This is a genomic window from Paenibacillus sp. FSL F4-0236, assembly GCF_038000135.1.
Taxonomy (GTDB): Bacteria; Bacillota; Bacilli; order Paenibacillales; family Paenibacillaceae; genus Paenibacillus_AQ.
The window spans coordinates 5103325-5123272 of record NZ_JBBOBK010000001.1; the positions used below are offsets into that span (position 1 = coordinate 5103325).

Annotated in this window: 11 protein-coding genes; 3 read left to right on the plus strand and 8 right to left on the minus strand. The window is 46.2% G+C overall.

Features of this window, described 5'->3' with window-relative positions; all coding sequences use genetic code 11:
- Window positions 1-13: 13 nt before the first annotated feature.
- The 3 genes from qoxB to qoxD are packed head-to-tail and all read left to right on the plus strand — an operon-like array spanning window position 14 to window position 2845.
- Window positions 14-1957 carry a cytochrome aa3 quinol oxidase subunit I gene (gene qoxB / locus NSQ29_RS22915; protein WP_042185110.1) on the plus strand — a complete coding sequence of 648 codons (1944 nt, stop codon included), beginning with the start codon at window positions 14-16 and terminating at the stop codon, window positions 1955-1957.
- Window positions 1954-2550, plus strand: coding sequence for a cytochrome aa3 quinol oxidase subunit III (gene qoxC / locus NSQ29_RS22920; RefSeq protein ID WP_076283869.1), 597 nt, complete (start codon window positions 1954-1956; stop codon window positions 2548-2550). Before qoxB ends, qoxC begins: the two co-directional genes overlap by 4 nt.
- Before the next feature lies 1 nt (window position 2551).
- On the plus strand, window positions 2552-2845 hold the full coding sequence (gene qoxD, locus NSQ29_RS22925) for a cytochrome aa3 quinol oxidase subunit IV (protein WP_179085737.1): 294 nt from the start codon (window positions 2552-2554) through the stop codon (window positions 2843-2845).
- A 74-nt stretch (window positions 2846-2919) separates the two neighbouring features.
- Here qoxD and NSQ29_RS22930 read toward each other — a convergent pair whose 3' ends face one another.
- From NSQ29_RS22930 to NSQ29_RS22965, 8 genes are all read right to left on the minus strand, one after another.
- Complete coding sequence (locus tag NSQ29_RS22930) at window positions 2920-4626, minus strand: methyl-accepting chemotaxis protein (protein WP_340974243.1); 1707 nt, start codon at window positions 4624-4626, stop codon at window positions 2920-2922.
- 209 nt (window positions 4627-4835) lie between these two features.
- Window positions 4836-7415, minus strand: a complete 2580-nt coding sequence (locus tag NSQ29_RS22935; RefSeq protein ID WP_341126160.1) for a DUF4430 domain-containing protein — start codon at window positions 7413-7415, stop codon at window positions 4836-4838.
- A 209-nt stretch (window positions 7416-7624) separates the two neighbouring features.
- Window positions 7625-10585 carry a GAP1-N2 domain-containing protein gene (locus NSQ29_RS22940; protein WP_341126161.1) on the minus strand — a complete coding sequence of 987 codons (2961 nt, stop codon included), beginning with the start codon at window positions 10583-10585 and terminating at the stop codon, window positions 7625-7627.
- The gene (locus tag NSQ29_RS22945; RefSeq protein WP_042124368.1) at window positions 10582-11844 is read right to left on the minus strand and encodes a TRAFAC clade GTPase domain-containing protein; all 1263 of its coding nucleotides are present in this window, start codon (window positions 11842-11844) and stop codon (window positions 10582-10584) included. The genes NSQ29_RS22940 and NSQ29_RS22945 overlap by 4 nt, the downstream gene beginning before the upstream one ends.
- A gap of 84 nt (window positions 11845-11928) precedes the next feature.
- On the minus strand, window positions 11929-12570 hold the full coding sequence (locus NSQ29_RS22950) for a hypothetical protein (RefSeq protein WP_042185104.1): 642 nt from the start codon (window positions 12568-12570) through the stop codon (window positions 11929-11931).
- Window positions 12571-12592: 22 nt separating this feature from the next.
- On the minus strand, window positions 12593-13864 hold the full coding sequence (locus NSQ29_RS22955; RefSeq protein WP_341126162.1) for a vWA domain-containing protein: 1272 nt from the start codon (window positions 13862-13864) through the stop codon (window positions 12593-12595).
- Between the two features lie 283 nt (window positions 13865-14147).
- Window positions 14148-16550 carry a transcription initiation factor TFIID gene (locus NSQ29_RS22960; RefSeq protein ID WP_341126163.1) on the minus strand — a complete coding sequence of 801 codons (2403 nt, stop codon included), beginning with the start codon at window positions 16548-16550 and terminating at the stop codon, window positions 14148-14150.
- A 4-nt stretch (window positions 16551-16554) separates the two neighbouring features.
- The gene (locus NSQ29_RS22965) at window positions 16555-19944 is read right to left on the minus strand and encodes a tubulin-like doman-containing protein (RefSeq protein ID WP_341126164.1); all 3390 of its coding nucleotides are present in this window, start codon (window positions 19942-19944) and stop codon (window positions 16555-16557) included.
- Window positions 19945-19948: the final 4 nt, after the last annotated feature.

A 19948-nucleotide genomic window follows, 5' to 3' on the forward strand; every position in this document is an offset into this window, starting at 1 on the left:
GGAGCGTTTCCTAATGGATTGGGATAAATTTAAGGTCCATGGCGAACCCCTGATTTACGGGGCTATGGCAAGTATTGTTTTAGCAACAATCGGGATTATCGTCGGCCTAACCTATTTTAAAAAATGGGGATATTTATGGCGCGAATGGTTAACTACCGTTGACCACAAACGTATCGGGGTTATGTATATCCTTGCTGCGCTACTAATGCTTTTCCGCGGCGGCGTTGACGCTATTATGATGAAGTTGCAAACCGCAGCCCCAGACATGAAATTTCTTGACGCACAGCATTACAACGAGGTATTTACAACACACGGCTTGATCATGATCCTCTTTATGGCCATGCCGTTTATTATCGGTCTGATGAACGTTATCGTACCGCTACAAATCGGTGCCAGAGACGTTGCCTTCCCACGTCTTAACGCTGTCAGCTTCTGGCTCTTCTTCTTCGGAGCAATGCTGCTTAACATTTCGTTTGTTATCGGGGGATCACCAGATGCTGGTTGGTCTGCATACTTCCCACTAGCAAGTATAGAGTTCAGCCCAACGGTGGGTAACAACTACTACTCGCTCGCGCTACAAATATCGGGTATCGGTACACTCCTCACAGGCGTTAACTTTATTGTAACGATTCTGAAGATGCGTGCTCCTGGTATGAAGCTGATGAAAATGCCAATGTTTACATGGTCCGTTCTAATCACGAACGTAATTATCGTATTCGCTTTCCCAGTGCTTACGGTTGCGCTCGCTTTGATGATGTTCGACCGGTTATTCGGCTCTCAATTCTTCACGATGGCCAACGGCGGTATGGATATGTTATGGGCCAACCTTTTCTGGGTATGGGGACATCCAGAAGTATATATCGTTGTACTACCCGCCTTCGGTATTTATAGTGAAATTATCGCCACCTTCTCCAAAAAGAACCTGTATGGATATACATCCATGGTCTTTAGTATGTTGATCATCTCCCTCTTGTCCTTCTTAGTATGGGCTCACCATTTCTATACAATGGGTCAAGGCGCTATGGTTAACAGTTTCTTCTCGATTACTACAATGGCCATTGCCGTTCCAACAGGTGTGAAAATATTCAACTGGCTATTCACCTTACGAAAAGGGCGAATATCATTTACGACGCCGATGCTATATTCGCTCGCGTTTATCCCGATCTTTACGATTGGTGGGGTAACAGGTGTCATGCTGGCCATGGCCAGCGCCGATTATCAGTACCATAATACAATGTTCCTGGTAGCACATTTCCACTACGTTCTCATTCCAGGTGCTGTATTCGCCGTTATCGCAGGTTTCCACTACTGGTTCCCTAAAGTATTCGGCTTCCGTTTGAACGAACGTCTTGGTAAACATGCCTTCTGGTGGATTATTATTTCCTTTAACGTATCGTTCTTCCCACTGTTCCTTCTCGGACTTAAGGGAATGACACGTCGACAATACACTTATTCTGCGGATACCGGATTTGGTCCGCTCAGTATGGTCTCGTTCATAGGGGCGATAGGTCTTACAGTCGGATTTGTAATTCTGGTGTATAACATCTACTGGAGTACACGTTATGAACCAAGAGATACAAATGGAGATCCATGGGATGCACGTACACTGGAGTGGGCAACGAAAAGTCCGATTCCAGCTTACAACTTCGCAGTGGTTCCAACCGTAAAAACACGCGATGCCTACTGGTTCTCTAAACAAGACAACGTACCTCTATACGAAGACAAGATTACTAAGATTCATATGCCTAGCAATTCAGGCAAACCATTTATTCTGGGTGTTATCTTCTTCATTGCAGGATTCTCTCTGGTATTCAGTCTCTGGATTCCAGCCATTCTCTCTGGAGTAGGTATCCTCATCGTTCTAGCTGCTATGTCCTTCGATCGGGATCATGGATTCTACATCCCTGCAGAAGAAGTTATTGCTACTGAAAAGAAATTGCGGGGTGAGACAATATGAAAATAGATGCGTCTAAGCCGCTTGAATACTCAACAGAAGAGAATAGTAATAAAATCTTTGGCTTCTGGGTCTTTCTAGGAGCAGAGATTGCACTGTTCGCTACGTTGTTCACTGTTTACTTTGTAATGGTTGACCGTTTTGCCAGCGGCCCTAGCGGGCCGGACCTTTTTGAAATTGGTCCCGTGATGATCGAAACATTACTGCTGTTGACAAGCTCATTTACGATCGGTCTTGCAGTTCATGCTATGCGGCATGGTTATCAGAAAGCTATGATGGTCTTTTTCGGACTAACCCTACTCATGGGTCTCGGCTTCCTTGGTATTGAAATCATGGAGTTTGTCACTTATGTTCACGAAGGGGCTACACTTCAAACCAGCGGATTCCTATCCAGTCTCTTTGTACTGCTGGGAACACACGGAGCTCACGTATCGTTCGGGTTCCTGTGGGGTGCGGCTATCTTAATCCAGTTGAAGCGTCAAGGTATTACTCCGGCTACGGCCAATAAATCCTTTATCTTCTCGCTGTACTGGCATTTCTTGGACGTTGTCTGGATCTTTATTTTCAGCTTCGTCTATCTGAAAGGACTGATGTAGCATGATGAAGCAACTGTTTCCAATTCGCCATGTGATGGGTTTCTTAGCCTCTCTTGTCCTTTCTGTGGCTGCACTTGCTGTAATCTACCTTGATCTATCTAATAGTGCGAACATGGCTATCCTGCTTATTACAGCGCTCATTCAGGCTTCCCTGCAGCTCTTCCTGTTCATGCATATTGGAGAATCAGCTGATACCAAGAAAGAACTCTACCTCAATATCGCCTATGCCTTATTCGTTGGCTTAGTTACGATCTTTGGTACGCTCTTCATCTTCGTATGGGGCTGGTATGCTTAACTCCATTCAATAACACACAAAAGGACGTCTCCAAAGCCTAAATGGCTCTGGGACGTCCTTTTTTTCATTTCGCGTTATAATTTAAATCGCGCTAAAGTCTTCTGCAGATCTTCCGCCAGCACCGCTAAATACTGAGCTGATGCGGACATTTCCTCCATAGCAGACAGTTGCTGCTGACTAGCTGCGCTGGTGTCCTGAACACCCACTGCCCCTTTATTGGATATTGCATTGACCTGTTCCATTGCTGCCGCTACACCTTGTGACTCTAAGGAGACATGTGCAACTGCCTCTCTAATCTCTTCCGTCTGCAGCGTAGCTTCTTTAATAGAACTTTGAATCTCATGAAACGCTTGAGATACGAGCTGACTTTGAGCTACGCCGTGAGAGACTAGCTCGGAGCCGAAAGCCATTGATTCTACTGCTCTTTCAGTTTGCTTTTGAATATGCGTAATAATATCCGTTACTTTCAGTGAACTGTTTCGTGTCGCTTCTGCAAGACCCCGAATTTCTCCGGCAACTACAGCAAAGCCGCGTCCATGTTCTCCAGCTCTCGCTGCTTCAATAGAAGCATTAAGCGCCAGCAGGTTCGTCTGTGTTGCAATTCCGTTAATCGTAGTAATAATTGTATTTATATCCTGAGACAGCTGCCCAAGGTTACTAATAATCTCTTGGCTCTGAGTTACGCCGGAGTCGATTTCCTTCATCTGTTCAATGATGTTATCTACGGCGATTACCCCTTGATCTGTTGAACCAGAAGCGACTCCCATAAGGTCGGACATTTCAAAACTGCTACTTTCTACGGCCGAAATATTATTGGTCATAGCTTGTATAGACTGAGAGGTACGATTAATACTTTCCGTCTGTTCATCAAACCCCGCTGCAATCTCTCCAGAAGCTTCGGCGATCATTTGCGAAGCCAGCGAGGTCTGCTCAGCACTAGCGCTCATCTCTTGCGATGAGGCTGATAACAATTCTGCACTCTCCGCAATGCCTTGCATCATCTTCCGTAAGCTCTCCAGCATATTGTTAAATGAGCTATTAATTTGGCCGATTTCATCCTTAGCGGTATATGTTGCTGTGACGGTTAAATCCCCATTTTCCGCCCGCTTCATTAAACCTTGCAGTTCCTTAAGAGGTTTCGTAATCAGTCGAATGATTGCAACACTAAGCACGATACAAATGATCCAAGAGAACGATATCAGCACTATACTTTTAGTCTTCATGCTCTTAGCGGTAGCCGTAGACTCTGAATTATGATCTCCAGCTCCCTTTAGCAGCGAATCGCTTATTCCTTTAAGCATATTGATCATTTTCTCACGAGAATTACTAAACTCACCTGTGAATACTTGAAAGGCCTCTTGACTACCTTTGCTATCCGCAACCTGAATAATACTATCTCTTTGTGCACGATAGTCTGTTAAGGAGGACTCATATTCCTTTATTTTATTCACTACCGCACTATCATTGTACTGGACGGTCTTCAACTTGTTCAAAAGATTATTATTTTCCTGAACTTTCTCCGTAATGCTCTCTTTCAGTTGTTTGTTCTTGTTTACATCAACGCTCATCAAGCGCTCCAAGAGAAAAGCTTCAATGGCCCGATTGTTTGTACGCATTTGTCCCACGTAAGAAACAGGCAACAAGTTTTCATTATACGTCTCTGTTGTTTTTTGAGCCATTTTGTCCATGGTGATAAAGCCAGTTACCCCCACAATGTTCAACATGACTACAGAAAATACCAATAGAATCCCAATTTTGAATTTCACTTTCATATTCTTCATCTGCACTCCGCCTTCACATGATCTTACTAACTATCTATTTTTATCGGTAAGAAAGGCGAATAGTGTGATGATTTTTAAATAAAATCATGAATAAAATGTCGAAAAAAAGTTTCTATTGTCAAATAATGCAACGAACGAAAACAAAAACGGACACTCGATCCGCTAATACTCCGAATCGTAGTGTCCGCCTAACGAATAATCAATCGTACTTATTCACCCGATGAATAGTACCAATATAATATATCACCGTTCTCTAAAATGTAGCTGTCCGCGCTGATACTTGGATCAGCATCTCTATTCGTCTTATACTTCCATCCACTGCTAGGTCCGCCATCAAATTCGGACAAACCATCTATAGATTTCACGTATTTACTTCCAGCGTTTCCGGATGATACTACCTTATCGCCCAATTGACTAATCAATAAGCTATAAGCCGTTTCACCTTCTTTTAGCGATACTGTTGTACTGTTCAGAATCGTACCCTTCTTGTTATCCCCTACGACTGAAATGGTAGCCGTAGCTTTAACAGGAGCAATAACATCTGAAGCAATGTTTAGTGACTGAGTATAACGCGCCACACTAGGCACTCTATCTTTAACATATCCGGTAACAATGATCGTATAGGTATTCGCTGGTAGACCTTGGTCAAATGCAGCTACACCCTTAGCATTTGTGATCGCCTTCTGATCACCGATCAAGACCTGCACGCCAGCGGCTGGAGAAGTCACTGGATCGGAAGTAAAGGTATCCTTATTCCACACCCATTTTTTCTGAGAAACTGTTACTGTGAAAGCTTCACCCGGCTTCGGCTGTGCAGAGGATACAACCGCAGTATCAACAACCTGTGTGGTTTCTCCGGCATAATATACAAGAACACGGTCGGATTCCTGTAATTCAAAAGCGTCCATACCCACACTTGGATAGATCCATTCACCGCTACGCCATACTACGAAGCTCCACCAGCCATCATAGAGGCCTTGAGTAACTCCATGAATGCCCGATACAAAATTACCATACGACGATTTCGTGATATCTACTTTAAAATCATTGGATAACCCCAATTGCTGCAAAGCTTCAAGCGCATTGGAAGCCTTTAAAGTCCCCTCACCGATCAGTCCTTGCGGACCCTCAACGGTAAGTGAAGCCGTTACATTCTTAGGAATTACCTTTAGATCTTGAGTATATTTAGCTATCGATGGCGCTTTTCCTTCACGATAGCCTGTTACAGTCAGCTTGTAATCACCTGCTGGAACATTCCCTGAGAATAACGCCTCGCCTTTAGCATTTGTTGTTACGATGCGATTTCCAATTTGGACCTGAACGCCAGATGCTTTGGCAGTTACCGGGGAGGATGTATTCGTTACAGCATCCCATTTCCATGTCTTACTAGTCACTACTACAGTAAAAGAATCGCCCTCTTTAAGGCTTGCTTTGGACACCGTTACCGAATCTACAAGTTTAGTATCATCTCCAGCATAATAAACCAAGACCTGATCTGAATCTTTAAGCGCAAAATCACTCATTCCAACATCAGGGTTGATCCATTGACCGTTACGGGATACGGCATACATCCATCCGTCATAGCCGCCGTAGCTTCCGGCCGGAATGTTTCCAATTCCTGTGACATATGCACCGGAAGGATTCGTGATCGGCAAATTCGTCTGAAGAGCCAATTTCTCTAATGCACCAAGCACGTTGCTAGCATATCCATATCCTTGTGCTAAAGTACTCTTAGGACCCTCTACAGTAACAGGTGCATAGATTAAGGCATTCTGAACGGATGACTTAGAAAAATCGTATAACTTACTGTTACTGCCTTTATAGAGTAGATTGTAGGCTACAAGCGCCTGAAGGCCTTGCTCAGTAGCTAGAATATTACTGCTTCCGCCACGGCTATGAGCGAAGCTTCCGTCAGCTAGACGGTAGCTCAGCAGGTTACCGATCAGATTCACTTTATTCTTGGTATATTCTAATCCACTTGGATCTACACCGAAGGATGTGAGACCTAGAATAGCTTGTGCAGCACTCTCAGCACTATCTCCGTAACCTCCATGACTATCCTGAGCATTAGAGAGCCAAGATACGGCTTGTAGCCCTGCTGTGTAAGCTTCTGGATTACGCTTATGTGCCGCTAGAGCGGTCAAAGCTATCGCTGTCATATCTGGCTCACTAGCGCCTGTCGTTAAGGCAAAGCCGCCATCTTGATTTTGCTTGGAGAGAATCTCAGCAATGAGCTTATCCGCTGTCCATTTCGCGTTATATGGAATGTTATATTTACCAGAGTCCAGTGCGAGCAAAGCATATACTGGATTATTAAGTGTCTGTCCACTGATTTTGTCATGATTATAGATCTTCTCTATAAAGTTATAGCCAGGTGTTGTTCCGCTTCCAGCAAAGTTGGTAGGATCAGCACCTACCGCTCTTACTGCGAGTACAATTCTCGCATAATCCGTTACGTTCGCGAAATTCCCCTCTGCATCTTTCACCTTTTTCTCAAGAGCTAGACGGTAACCTGCTGGCAGTTTGTATCCCGCTTGAGCCAGCCCAATCGCTTGCCAATCCGACTGCACGCCACCCTTTAGAATAAATTCTGCAGCTGTATAGGTCGCATCCGCAACATTAATCCGCTCTGCCTGAGCAGCTGCATCGCTAGATTCATCTAGTCCGGTGCTAACACCCGCCTCTGCGAAGATGGTTCCTGCCGGAGCAAGGGATGTTCCTAAAATTGAAATGACCATGAATATGGCCAGTCCAAGTACAAAAAACTTGGAGGTGACTATTTTCTTCATTGTTCAACCTCTTTCTATAAAGGAATGGATACTACATAAAATAAGAGCGCACAACATAAAGACCGCCCCTAGAAAGGGCGGTATAACCTTATTTTCATAATCATATCTATTAATACATAGCATGTCTATAGAAAAGCTTTGTATGAGTAACAAAAAAAAAGAACAGCAGAACCAACCTTTCGGTATTGTTCTGCTGTTCAGAAATTCCTTTATTCAGCTGTTCCTTCCGGACTTGCAGTTGGAGAAGGTTCAGCACTTGCGTTAACACCCAGTGTATCCTTTGGAGCGGGATCTACAATCAATGTAAATCTTCCCGCCTTGATCATACTTTTCTCTACGATGGTCGCTCCCGGTTCTAAGGTAACCTCCACCTGATAGGATGGCTGTACCCCTTCTGTGACAGCTGTCGCGGATGGATCAACTGTGTTATTCTCCGCATCAGATGAAGGCGTTGGAGACGGTGTGGCATCGGCTCCTGCGTTAGCAGCGTCCGCACCTTCAGCCGGTTCAGAAGTAGTGCCTGTTGCATCCGCTGACGGAACTGGACAAGTTCCATGGCTAGCAGCGACTTTAAAGCTCTTATCCACCACATTGGAAGAAGTCATCAGACTAATCTCCGGCGGATTAAATTGCACACAATCATCAGCTTTGGCAAACGTGAACACCAATATGCTGCTCCCCTTATCTCCTTCGACGCTCTGATCCTTCAAGTATACTGAAGCCGGAGGCAGCTCATTGCCTGCACTCTGAACGGGTGTCGGCTCAGGGCTTGTCCCCGGCAGAGCCGTCTTTGGATCATCCGGACGCAGCATACTGAATACGATAATTGCGATAATCACCAGAATGCCCGTGATGGAACCGGAGATCAGGAGTCGAAATCGACTGCGGCTGATCCAGCGCGCCAGCGGGGAAGCGAGCTGGGAGCGAGCTTCATTGTACACATTTTGAAGAGCAGGGCGTGCTGTAGCAACATAGCTTTTACGGAACTCACGATTCTTGAAGGCTTCGCGGTCACTGCTCTGGAAATACTTCAGAATCGCCCGGCGGTAGCCCGGATAAAGCTTTTTATTCGATATCGTAAATAAAGAGTTTCCTTGAGACCATGCAAAGAATCGATAGATAACATCCTTATCGGTACCGGCTTTATGCTTTACTAATTCCAAGAGTGCGTCATAATCCAGTGGACCACCCTCGCGCTGACTGGTGTAGTAGAAAGCTAGAGGCAGACGTTCAAAAGGCTCTAGCACTCGGGCTTCCTTCAGTAAACGGCGACCGAGCAGCTGTACATCGTCCAGTTCCTTTGGAGATAAGCCTGCAAAAATCTCTTCATTCGGTTTCTCTTCACCAAACCAGCGATAAGCAGCGCGGAGCGCATTTTCTTTCTGCTTGCTAATTCTATCTAGTGGCGGCTGCCAATCCACGACATTGCCATAACGTAAGAAAACAACCTCCAGTAAGTCCTCCTGCGTCATTTCAGTAAGGGATAGCCGGTTCAGCAAGAATCTGTCTGCAGATGCTGCCAGATCCTGCATGAGCGAGAGTACTTTAGGAGATACGCCTGTCCCTCTACGTCGATCTTTCTCCGCTTTATCTACAGTGCCATGAATTTCCGCCACCGCAGCAACCGGATCAGTCTCCAGTTGTAGCTTTTCTAGCAAGTAATCCCTTACTGCATCCTGAGCAAAAGGTTGCTCTAACGCAGCCGGCAGAAAACGGCCCCAATGGAGTACAAAATTCAGAATGTCCACAGATTTAGATGCAGCAACTAGTCTTGATTCCATATAAGGTTCTAATAACTGCTTACGGAAATACGCTTCAGACATTACCCGTTGAAAAAAAGCAGCGCTTAGCTCATCATTACTCTCAATGATACCGTAAGCTGCATTGAGAACATCTTTGCGTCCCGCTTCCACGCTATGAAGCATACCATTAATGAAATAATCAACAATTCTGACTTTGTAATTATGATCCTTGAGCACAAAATAATCCTTAAAGCACTCCATAATTGCAGGATCCGGGACATTCCTTTGCCGGACTAAATCAAATTCTCGGTCGAACCGCTCCAAGAAAATATCATTCAGTCGGATTCTGGAATGAATCGCCCCCTCCGCTTTAAGATAAGAGAGTAAACCACTCAGCACCGCGCTCTTGTTCTCTGTATATAAGTGCTCATTCCCCTGCTCAATCTCATAAAATACGGCTAACTCATTATAGAGAGCGAGCGATAGTTTATGCTCAGGACTTTCTCCGCGAAGGATCTGATCAGCAAAACTTACGAAATCGTCGAGATCCCCTGGATTCAGAAGTAAAAGCTTCCAAACCAGATCAGCATACGGCTGACGGGACTCGCCAAAATCTACATTCCCCATCCGACCCGAAACCAAATCGAATGTGAAGTCCTTCTCGATGCTGCGATCACCGGGACGGAGCGAGCCTTTTTCCACAAAGCTAAGATGAATATATTTACGGCTTTGCGGTTCATTCGCATACGTAATCACGCCTAATCTACGGCGGAATTCATACGGCAGCACGCTATATAAAATCTCTGTAAGCTCCACCGCACGTGCGGACAGCTCCGTGATAGGTACATTTAGAGCGATATAGATTTTTTTCTTACCTGCCACAGAGAGCATCACCGCTTGCAGCAATGCCTTAAATATCCCTTCATCAATCCCTAGCAAGCGTAATCCCGCTATAGGATCAGGTCGGCGATCCGTACGTATAACTGGAATAGCAGACAGCTCCGGCAAGGTTCCGCCCAGCTCTCCTTCATAACTTTTTGCGAAATCAGCATGCAGAAAGTCGCCGTAGCTCTGAATAATCTCCTCTGAACGTGAGGCTGGAACTACAAAGTTATGTGCAAAAAAGGCGCTCCGCTGGCCCGTAAAATCCGTCGCTTGATAACGACTCGTCCCAAGAACCGTGTCGCCATTCTCTGCATGGAACAGGTGCAGCGCACTAGGATATAGAGACTCATCCTTCTCCCCACGCGCGGCCAGCTCTGCTGGAGCATCGTAGAGACAGAAGGGATGCAGTGTTTTTTTGATAAAATTATTGTCCAGACTGTCCGATTTCGCTACTGTATCAAAACCTTCAGTGGAACGAAATAATCCGCGGCGTTCGCGGGTATACATTTGTTGGGCGATCTTAGACCCTGAGAAAACATTCACGGGCCGTCGCTCCCCTCAATATACTTCAGCTTATGCAGCAGCCAAATAAACGGCTCGTCTACGCGAATCGGGCTTACTACACCCTCAATCTTCTGATTCACAGGATTACTGCCCAACGCAGATACCGCAAAATAGCCCGTATTCGAGAAGTACACATCCATCGTATCTTTAAAAGGTCTGTCCACCTTACCAATAAATCTGCGGATTTCTCCGTCGATGTTATGGAATTCATCCATATTCAATGTTTTGCGATGGACATAGTTATTGAACACATTACTGTTGGACTTAATGTAATCGCCATCCTCATCCTTCAGTGAATGCAGCATATCACTTTTCGCAAGAACGACTGCTGTTGGAATATCAGTTTTGCTCTTTTCCTGATAGGCAATAAAATCACCGAACATCGTCAGCACAACATCACGCGGCTCGTCATATTGCGAGACCCATTCGCCCGGGCGATCACCGATGTTAATATGAATCTTCTCACGGATCGAACGGATTTGCAGCGGATCGACCATAAACAGAATACCGGCAGAGTTCTTAATATGTTGACCGTGTAGTCCGAGATAATCCTGATCCACCATGCCCTCACCCGCTACATCAAAGAACACAAGTGTCAGCGGCGGCTTTTCTTCATCCTTAAAAACAAATTGAAAGATAAACGGCTCCTGCATTTTCTCCTTCTGTGTGGAAGCTAGCAGATCCCCGCGTTCAAACAGCGGTTCTTCATAGAGCGTACGGAACTTACGGCTAATCTCCGCGTTGAGCGGCATACAAGCGGCATCGAAATGACCTGCTGTCGTATGCTGCAAGGTATGAATCAGCGCGGTCATATATACCGACTTCCCGACTTGGGAAGCTCCGATAATCGAGATAATGTTACTTGGAACCTTACCTGCAGTCACAGGCAGCTCGTTATGGCAGGATGGACATAGCCGTCTGCGTGTAAGCACTCCATAACGATCCGTAAGCCCTGTTAACACATGATCGGTATAATGATGGTATTCTTCCGGAATATCCGCCGGATTAATGATTGCTTCTATGTCATCCACCGTATCGAGCCCAAAGCGCTCACGGTATTTATTCAAGGCATCATCCTCGCCCAGCGCGTAATTCTCATCGTCCTCTCGGCTATGCATAGCCCGAAAGACTACATCCTCCGGAGAGAACTTAGTGAAGCAATACGGACACACAATATCATAAAAAAGCGGCCTTGGCTCCGGCTGATTCTTTTTCATAAAACGGCTAAAAAAAGACATCTACTCATCCTCCCAAAAGTTGTATCTGCGTATCTTGCTATGGACAGGCATTGTCCAACACTCGCTTGTACGCATAGACTGATCTTACTCCGGCACCAGCTCGTAATAAAGCCCATACTTAGGACCGTCGGTGAAAAAGATGCGTACAAAATCATCCTTACCGATCTCAATCGGCGGGAGTACATTGCGTCCAGGGGCGAAATCCTGTACAAAGGGAAAGAGAATACCATCCTCTTTCCCTGCCGGATGTCCTCCCCGTTTCTTAACATAACAGAGGACATCTCGAGCCACTGGAACTTCTGCCGTAATCGCCATATGTACGGTCTTTTGTTTTCCGAATAATCCTCTTTTTTGTTGAACGGAATAATAGATTCTGGCTTTGCCTGCACTGACCACCACACGGTTCGCACCGTCACTTTGCCTCACCAGCAGTGTCTCTCCGTTCTCAGCAAGGCGAGCGTATATGGTATAGGAGACTAGGCCGATCTCATCCAATCGATCACGGTATCCATTGTTAGATTTGTATTCCTCACGAGTGTAGAGCTTCATTCCGACCGGAGGAATATCCCCGGTGCCAATAGAAGCCTCTTCTGCGGAGGTCTTATGGATGTACACCGCCTGCACGCCGTCCGGCCAGCGCCATCTCAGCGTACAGAACCGTTCATCCACTTGAGATGTCACATCCGTTATTACCAGAGCGGAAGCATTATCCTCGGCGTACCTCATCACTGTAAACCCCTTTCAACTACTAGAATCCTTTGCTATTCCGATTTCTCCGTCGATCAGGAAAGCTTTCTGACGGTGGATTAGGAGCTGCATTATTTCTTCTATTACGGTAAATACGTCCTTCACCTACCGGAATGACGCCTGTAAATAATGAGATGATTGCAGCCAATATAAGAACAGCAAGGAGGCGAATTAGGCCGTCAGTGAAATTGTGCCCGCTAAGTCCAAATTCCAGAATAAGCCCTGCGAACAACCCTGAGATTACGCCGCCAATCCCGAAGCTTTTTGCTAAATGACGGTTATCAAACATAATACCAAGACCGAGTCCAAGTGCAGCACCGATTAACATCAGCGACAAAATACGAACTGCAGCATAGTATGGACTATCTGCCGTAGCATCACTACGCACCGTAAGCAATGTCCGATCTCCCAAACGATCATAGATTTGCTGGAATACATCACCCAAAAGAGCCGTATCTGTCACATCATAATAGTGACCGCCCGTTATTTTCGCTATATCCTGCAGCAACTGGGTACCGGCAGGATCCTGCATCCCCAGACCAATGGTATTTACGGCAATGCCACGATCTATATAGGTCTGTAATTCTCGTGAGGTGTCGAAATTACTCACTCCGTCCGACAGCAAGATGACCATAGCGCCTTGATTTTTTCTGCCGTCACTGTCTATCTCCTTAAGTGCTTCCGAGATCGCACCACTAATGTTCGTGCCACCCTCAGTTGGTTTCAGATTATCAATGGCAGTCAACACCTTCTCACGATTCTGCGAATCCGAGAGTGGTGTTAACGTCTGGACGACTACAGCTTCGTGATTAAATGTCACCACCGCTACCTGATTGTCATTGTCCATTCTCGCAATTAACGCCTTAGCGGCTGAATATCGGCTGTTATCAGGATCACTCTGCGCCATACTGCCAGAGTCATCGATAGCCATTACAACATTTTTAACCGGTTTAGCACCGCCAAAATTCAGCTCATAAACGAATTCTGTTAATGCTCCAACTCCAAGTGCAAGGACAATCATCAGAGGCAGGAGCTTCCAGGATAAACCTAGGTAGCGCTGCTTCCACGAGGCTCCGTTCAGCCGTGGCGAGATCATTTCTGCAAGCAGACAACCGATGCCGATACCGAGTGCTACTATGGCAAAATAAATGCCAACGAGCAAGATGGAAGGCAGATCGTTGTACCAGCTTAGCAGCCACTCGCCAAAAAGAAAGGCGACCCCGCCGCCGATCAGACTGAAGAAGAGCAGGAGCAGATTGATTTTTCTCTGCATCGTTATACTTCCTTTCCGGGAGAAACCTGAATTGTACTCTTATGGCCTTAACATTGTTCGGGGGTTATGTAGCCCGATTAACGGGCTGCCCGGATGTGTAATCATCCCCCAGATTGCACTTTGTGCAATAGAATGGAATAAAAGAAACATCTATTTCTATTCTATTGCATAATGTGCATTGGAAATAAGGAGAAATGTCCCTATTCCAGAAATCTACTTAAATCTATTGTATCAAATACAACAGAACTCTAATTAAAGGTTAGCACATTAGGCGCATCAGCCATCAGCGCATCTCGGGAAGCTGCTCTTCACTCACCCCATGAAGCTGATAGCCATTCTGAGCATAGGTTTCATAATAAACCTTACCATTACGGTAATAGAGCAGGTCTTCTAAATGGAAACCACCCATCAGATTTAACTTCTCCACTCCGCTCCTGCGCTGTTCATGCACAAAGCCTAAGCGATAAATGCGGGTCGTCTCATCCACACCAAATGCATAGCGCAGGAATTCAGATGCGCTGTCTCCGAAGAAATATTTTTCCTCATGACGATGCTCTTGCGTGTATTCGAACAGACGAACATTGATCGTCGCGCTATCCTCCAGATTATGGTACAGACGCTTGAACAACTCTTCCTTGGATAGAACCTGACGGTTCTCATAAGCAGCCGCAACATTTGCACGCCGCAGCAATTCTTCTTCGAAAGATAGAGCAAACGGATCAGCCGTTAATATTTCCCGCTGACAAATGCCAATCAAACGCTCCGCTACCGCTTCTTTGCCTTGCTCTAAAAGCTTAGAAATGCTACCCATGTACTTGTCACTAAAGAATATCCCTGGCCCACGCCGGGTCTCGATCTCTTTCATTACATCTTCTGTGACAACTCGATAGTATTCCATCACGTTCTGGCCAGTGGTTTCGTTCGTTCGCCCAATGCTGTCCATCACAGTAATACGTAACTCTTCTTCGAGCGTCTCCATAGCTTTCACACGGGCCACACATTCCACGTGAAGCTGCTCAAGCGCAGATTCCAAACGACTGCACAGCGCAAGCTCACTTTCCATACATAATAGCTCATATTTTTTGCCATATACCGCAGAGAATAAGTAATGAATGAAGTTGCGTACCGTTCGTTTGTCAAAAAGCGGCACACGCTGGAACGGTTGGCGCTCCACACTTTCCGCATAAAGATCCTCAAGCTCATCCTGCGCGGAGACAAGTGCTGAACGCAATCCAGTCATATGCTGACGTAAAGCATGCAGCACACTGCCACCCTCATCGCGATCAGCTGTCCACTCCGCAAGCTGATAGAATGTTACTGCTGGCGTAGCTGTTTCCTGTGCCGCCAATAGGGTGCGCCATCCACGAAGAGGATGAATACCTTCTACTCTCCGGTTAGACTCTGCGACAAAATTATTACGGAAATAAGCTTCGCCCCCATCACCGAACAGCTGCTGTTCAGCTTCACGAAGTGACAACTGCTTCAGCTCATTGTAGGATGGACGTCCATGGCTCATTAGCCCCGTCATTTCACTAAGGCCGTCTTTCTCTGGGACTAGCTGCTCCCTATGCTCCCGCAAACTATCAGGATCCAGCCCTAATAGAGATTGACGCTCGCGCATAGTCCATGGACTACCCTCACGCATATCCGCTGCAAGACGCCGGAAGGCGTGATACAGCACGGCCAAGGCAATTTGGACATTAGGTCTTCTCACGCCAGAAAAGCCTGCGGAGGCGTAGCCTTGTCTTCCTGTGCTACCTCTAATACCGCTTTTGAAGGTCATATTGTTATAACCACCGTGTCCTGTAGCTTGATCAGAAGTCGGGCGGACACGATTCTTAAGTAGGCTAATATGGGAGATGATCTCATAGTTATCATCCATGCCGTGAGCCGACATCATGCCGCGCTCATTCTTATCGGAGAGCAGATACACAAGGTCAAATAAAGCGGAAGGACCATGACTCACTGGAATCGACAGACCATCCTCGGTTACAAGTAGCGGTGCATTAAACGTATAGTCCGTAGCTTGCATTCTGTCCAATTCACGCAGAAAAGCCAGCCCTACTGAGCTGGAATATCCAAAATTATCCCCTTGCTCCCGCTCATTGATTAAAGCGTAGAGATCCGTCTGTACCGACTTGAAGGACTGGCTGAGTATTGCTCGAGCCAGCAGTGTAATTTCTGGCAACAATACATTAAGCGGGTCATCGACCCGCGTAATGATAGAGAGATGGATCACGTCAAAAGATGAATATAGCCGTCCATAATCCGCTATACTGTTGCTCAGCCGCCGAATAACTTTATTCATTTCAGCAAGATAACGTGTATCCTCATGAAACTTGCGGTAAAGTTCATGACGCACAGTGCGTGGATCTGACCCTGCCATATCCGGCAAGGCCATGGCCAGCACCCGGTCTTTTCCTCCTGCATCAGAGCCCCTCTTACTTCTGTCTGTGTCCTCACTCTTCGTGCCTGACACAGCATGCAATGCCATAACACCGCCGGCGTTATCCCATTTTCGTTCGCAGCTATCCAGCACCGGACCGATGGCCGGAGCAACCTTGTCGCCTACGAACAGAAACAGGGCAGGGTAATGGATGCTGCTGCGTCCATCCCCTTTACTGCGCTGTGCCTCTTCCTGTACCGCATATTGTTCACCATAAGATAATGCCAGTGTTTTGATCATAGGCCTATTTCAACTTTCTGCGGATGCTGCCGAGTTTGCTAGTCATACTCTTGTAGAAACTATACATCTCATCGCCGCTCTCATACTCTACCCGTTCATACTCCAAGCTGTCGCGTGCTTCAAGGAAGGATACATACAGCCCTTCCAGCTTATAGAGCAATGGGGTTACGTCTTCAGCGGCAGTCATTTCACTCGCACGACGAGCTGCCTTACGCAGTAGAACGCTGCGGCTCTTCTCATCCAGCTCCCGGAAATGACGGTACACGGCATATTCCACGTAGCTACGTTCTTTCATCAAGTTGGCAAACGGCTCCCAAGCGTCCTCTTCTTCATCACGATCATAAACGTAGAGTGCGCCTTTCTTGATAATGCTGTCCGTGTACAACGCCTCGATGAATTGGTCCATCCACTTGTCTTCGTCCAGATATTGATGGAGCAGCCCTTCAAGCTCCGTTGCTTTTGCAGTCAGCTCAGCATATTTAGCTAGCTCAACACGAACACGAGAAATCAGCTGCGGTGAACGAATTAAATTCTCCTGTGCCATTTCTTTGTTAATGCTGCCAAAAATATCTTTAATGCCTTCGCGTTCCAAGCCCTTCTCGCGCAGATTCTTAAGTTCATCAGCCGCCTTCTTCACTTCTCCGAGATTCGGACGTGAAGAATTTAACTGCATATCAAATCCACTCAATAGAGCATCCATATCAAATGGTTTCGTGAACACAACAGAGTATCTGTTGCTTGTGTTCTCGTCTACACCTTTTTCGATGATCACTCCGCTTGCCAACGCCTTTGCAAAGTCTGCACGCACACGTGCGTTATAATCACGTACACGAGAATTGACGTAAGTGTCACCCCATGATTTTTCCGGAATCGGAGAAGGCAGATACGTCCAGTTATTCTTATCCGTCATCACCAGATGGCGGCCGATCCCTTCCTTATCGAGAATGGTCCGCTCATAGTTCTCTTCAAACACCCGCAGCGGCGTGTATACGAAGAGTGGCACACCGTTGCGGGTGTTAAGCCAGAAAATACGGTTTTTCACTTGGCTTTCTTTGATTGTAAATTGTGATTTGCCAAGCGCATTATTCTGATAATTACGAATCCCTTTCAGGATGCCAGGTGCTTTAACAGGTACGGAAACGAAACCCCATGATGGGAAATGCAAGCTGCCCGAGCTGTTGCTAAGGTGGAAGGTAGGCACAGCCTCTTCGTCCAATTTACCAGCAATAATCCGCTCTACGAACTTATCCAACGGCTCTTCATGGCCGAATTTCATCACAAGGAAATCTTCCATCGAACGGGTGATCAGATCCCCGAACTTATCACTAAGGAACTCTGAAATCGAGCGAACGATATCAATCTCCTGTTCCTTAACCCAACGTCCGGAATGCTTCAGCATTTCACGGGTGAAGTCGCGAATCAAGTCGTCGCCGTCCTTCTGATCCATGATTTTGGAGATCGTCGCCGAAATATCCGGCACATTAACAATGTTCCAATAATAAGTTTTGTTTCCTTTATAATCTGCTTGCTCTTCACCATTGATAAGGATGTCCCCATTCTTGGCAAAAATCGAGCTAAGCGCACTAAGAATCTCCGTAAACACACCATAAATCCGGCTGTTTTCATCGTTTAAGAGCTCGTATAAGTCCTCATAAAATTGAATCATTTGCTCAGTACGTTCTACATCGGCATGCAGCCAATACTCATTGATTTTAGCGTCAATATAGGCATTTTTCTTCTTCTCTTTGGATACAAAAGCACTGCGTGCATCGCTCAGCTTTTCATCCGCACTGTCCTGCGCCGTCTCAATATCGCGTGGCAAACGCAGCAAGCTTTCACGTAAAGCCTCAATATAAGACTGAATCAGCTTCAAAATACAGAAGCCCTTCTCGGTATACAGCAGGCGGGAAACGTAGAACGGCCCTTGCTCTGGGTGCAGGAAGATGCGCTCCAGCTCTTCACTGAAACGTCCAACAATTTCGCCAGGCAGCTGCTTTTTCGATTTAATATATTCCTCACGGGCACGAGCCAGGAAGTTCTGCTCCAGCTCTGTATCCATACTTACCACTTGATTCTTGACTACATTGGCATGACTCAGACGTTCGCTGTTCTCGTAACCTGGCAATGGCTCAGGCACACGCGATTCAAAGGTTTTAATCATACTGTCGAGATCAATCCCAAGCTTACGTGCGAATTTCTCTACATCCTCTTGATTAGGCGCCTGCTGGAACATTTTTTCCATTTTATCAAACAAGCGGAAAGCCAGATAAGTCGTCATTTCCTCAATCGGAAGCACGGCAGACGAGGCACCGATAATGTTGTACTCATAGTTAGCTGGATAAGTCTTATTCATCTGCGCAATATTGGTGCGGATATTACTGATATAGTCATGGATGGCGAATTCTTCACCAGACTGTTTCTCTTCACTTGCCATAAAGTTCGTGATGTTCTCAGCCGTTACGTTCATACAGTAATCATACGCATTCTCTAACAGCTTACCTTCGGTATTCGTTGCAGAGATCAAATGGCATAAATTAAACGGAGGCAGTGGAGAGTTTACCGTCAAAATATTCCCGTATTGCTGCTGGAATCGCTCCCCACGACTATCTACATTCATCCAGTAATCCAGCTCTTTTAGCGCCGCATAACCGTTCTTGCGAATATATTCACGCGTATGCTCACTTAGACTTTTATTAGACAGGTTCACGTCCGGTGTAAAGAGATAACCCAGTGTGTTCACACGGTCAATACCGGCTGATCCATAATCACGTTCAATAATACCGCGTACGATATAGGCAATATCAAGGAACGCTCCACTACCTGTACCCCCTGACAGACCTGTCAAAAGGAAGACCATCAGCTTTTTGTTCGTGCCTACAGATAAGGTCTTGATCTTCTTATCAATCGCTCCTACAACCTGATTAATCTTGGTGAACAAGAGCAGACGTCCAGCCTGCCGCACACCAGCGGCACCGTTCATACCATCTGTGATACTCAGCTCGGGTGACAGCCAATCCGTGATGTACGAATCAAGGATACTGCGGTTCTGCAGCAATCCGCCGATTTCAGCATTCGCCAGCAATACAAATTCATTCTGTGGATCGAGTCCGATCCCTTTGTATTTCTTTCCGCGATCCTGTTCATTCGTTTCAAAAGCTAGAAACTCTACATTATCCGGCTTGTCCCGCTTCTTCTTGGATATCGGATCTTCCGGCAGCTTAAAGCGGCGGTTAATCTGATATTTAAGACGCAGCAGGGCATCAATGCCCGTGCCGCCTAGTCCAATAATCAGGATCGGATTATCAATCGTATCCACCCTGATCTTATCGCTGACAATCCCCCCGCCTAGTGATACATCCAATTGCTGTATATGCTCTCTTACTACTGGTTTCATATGC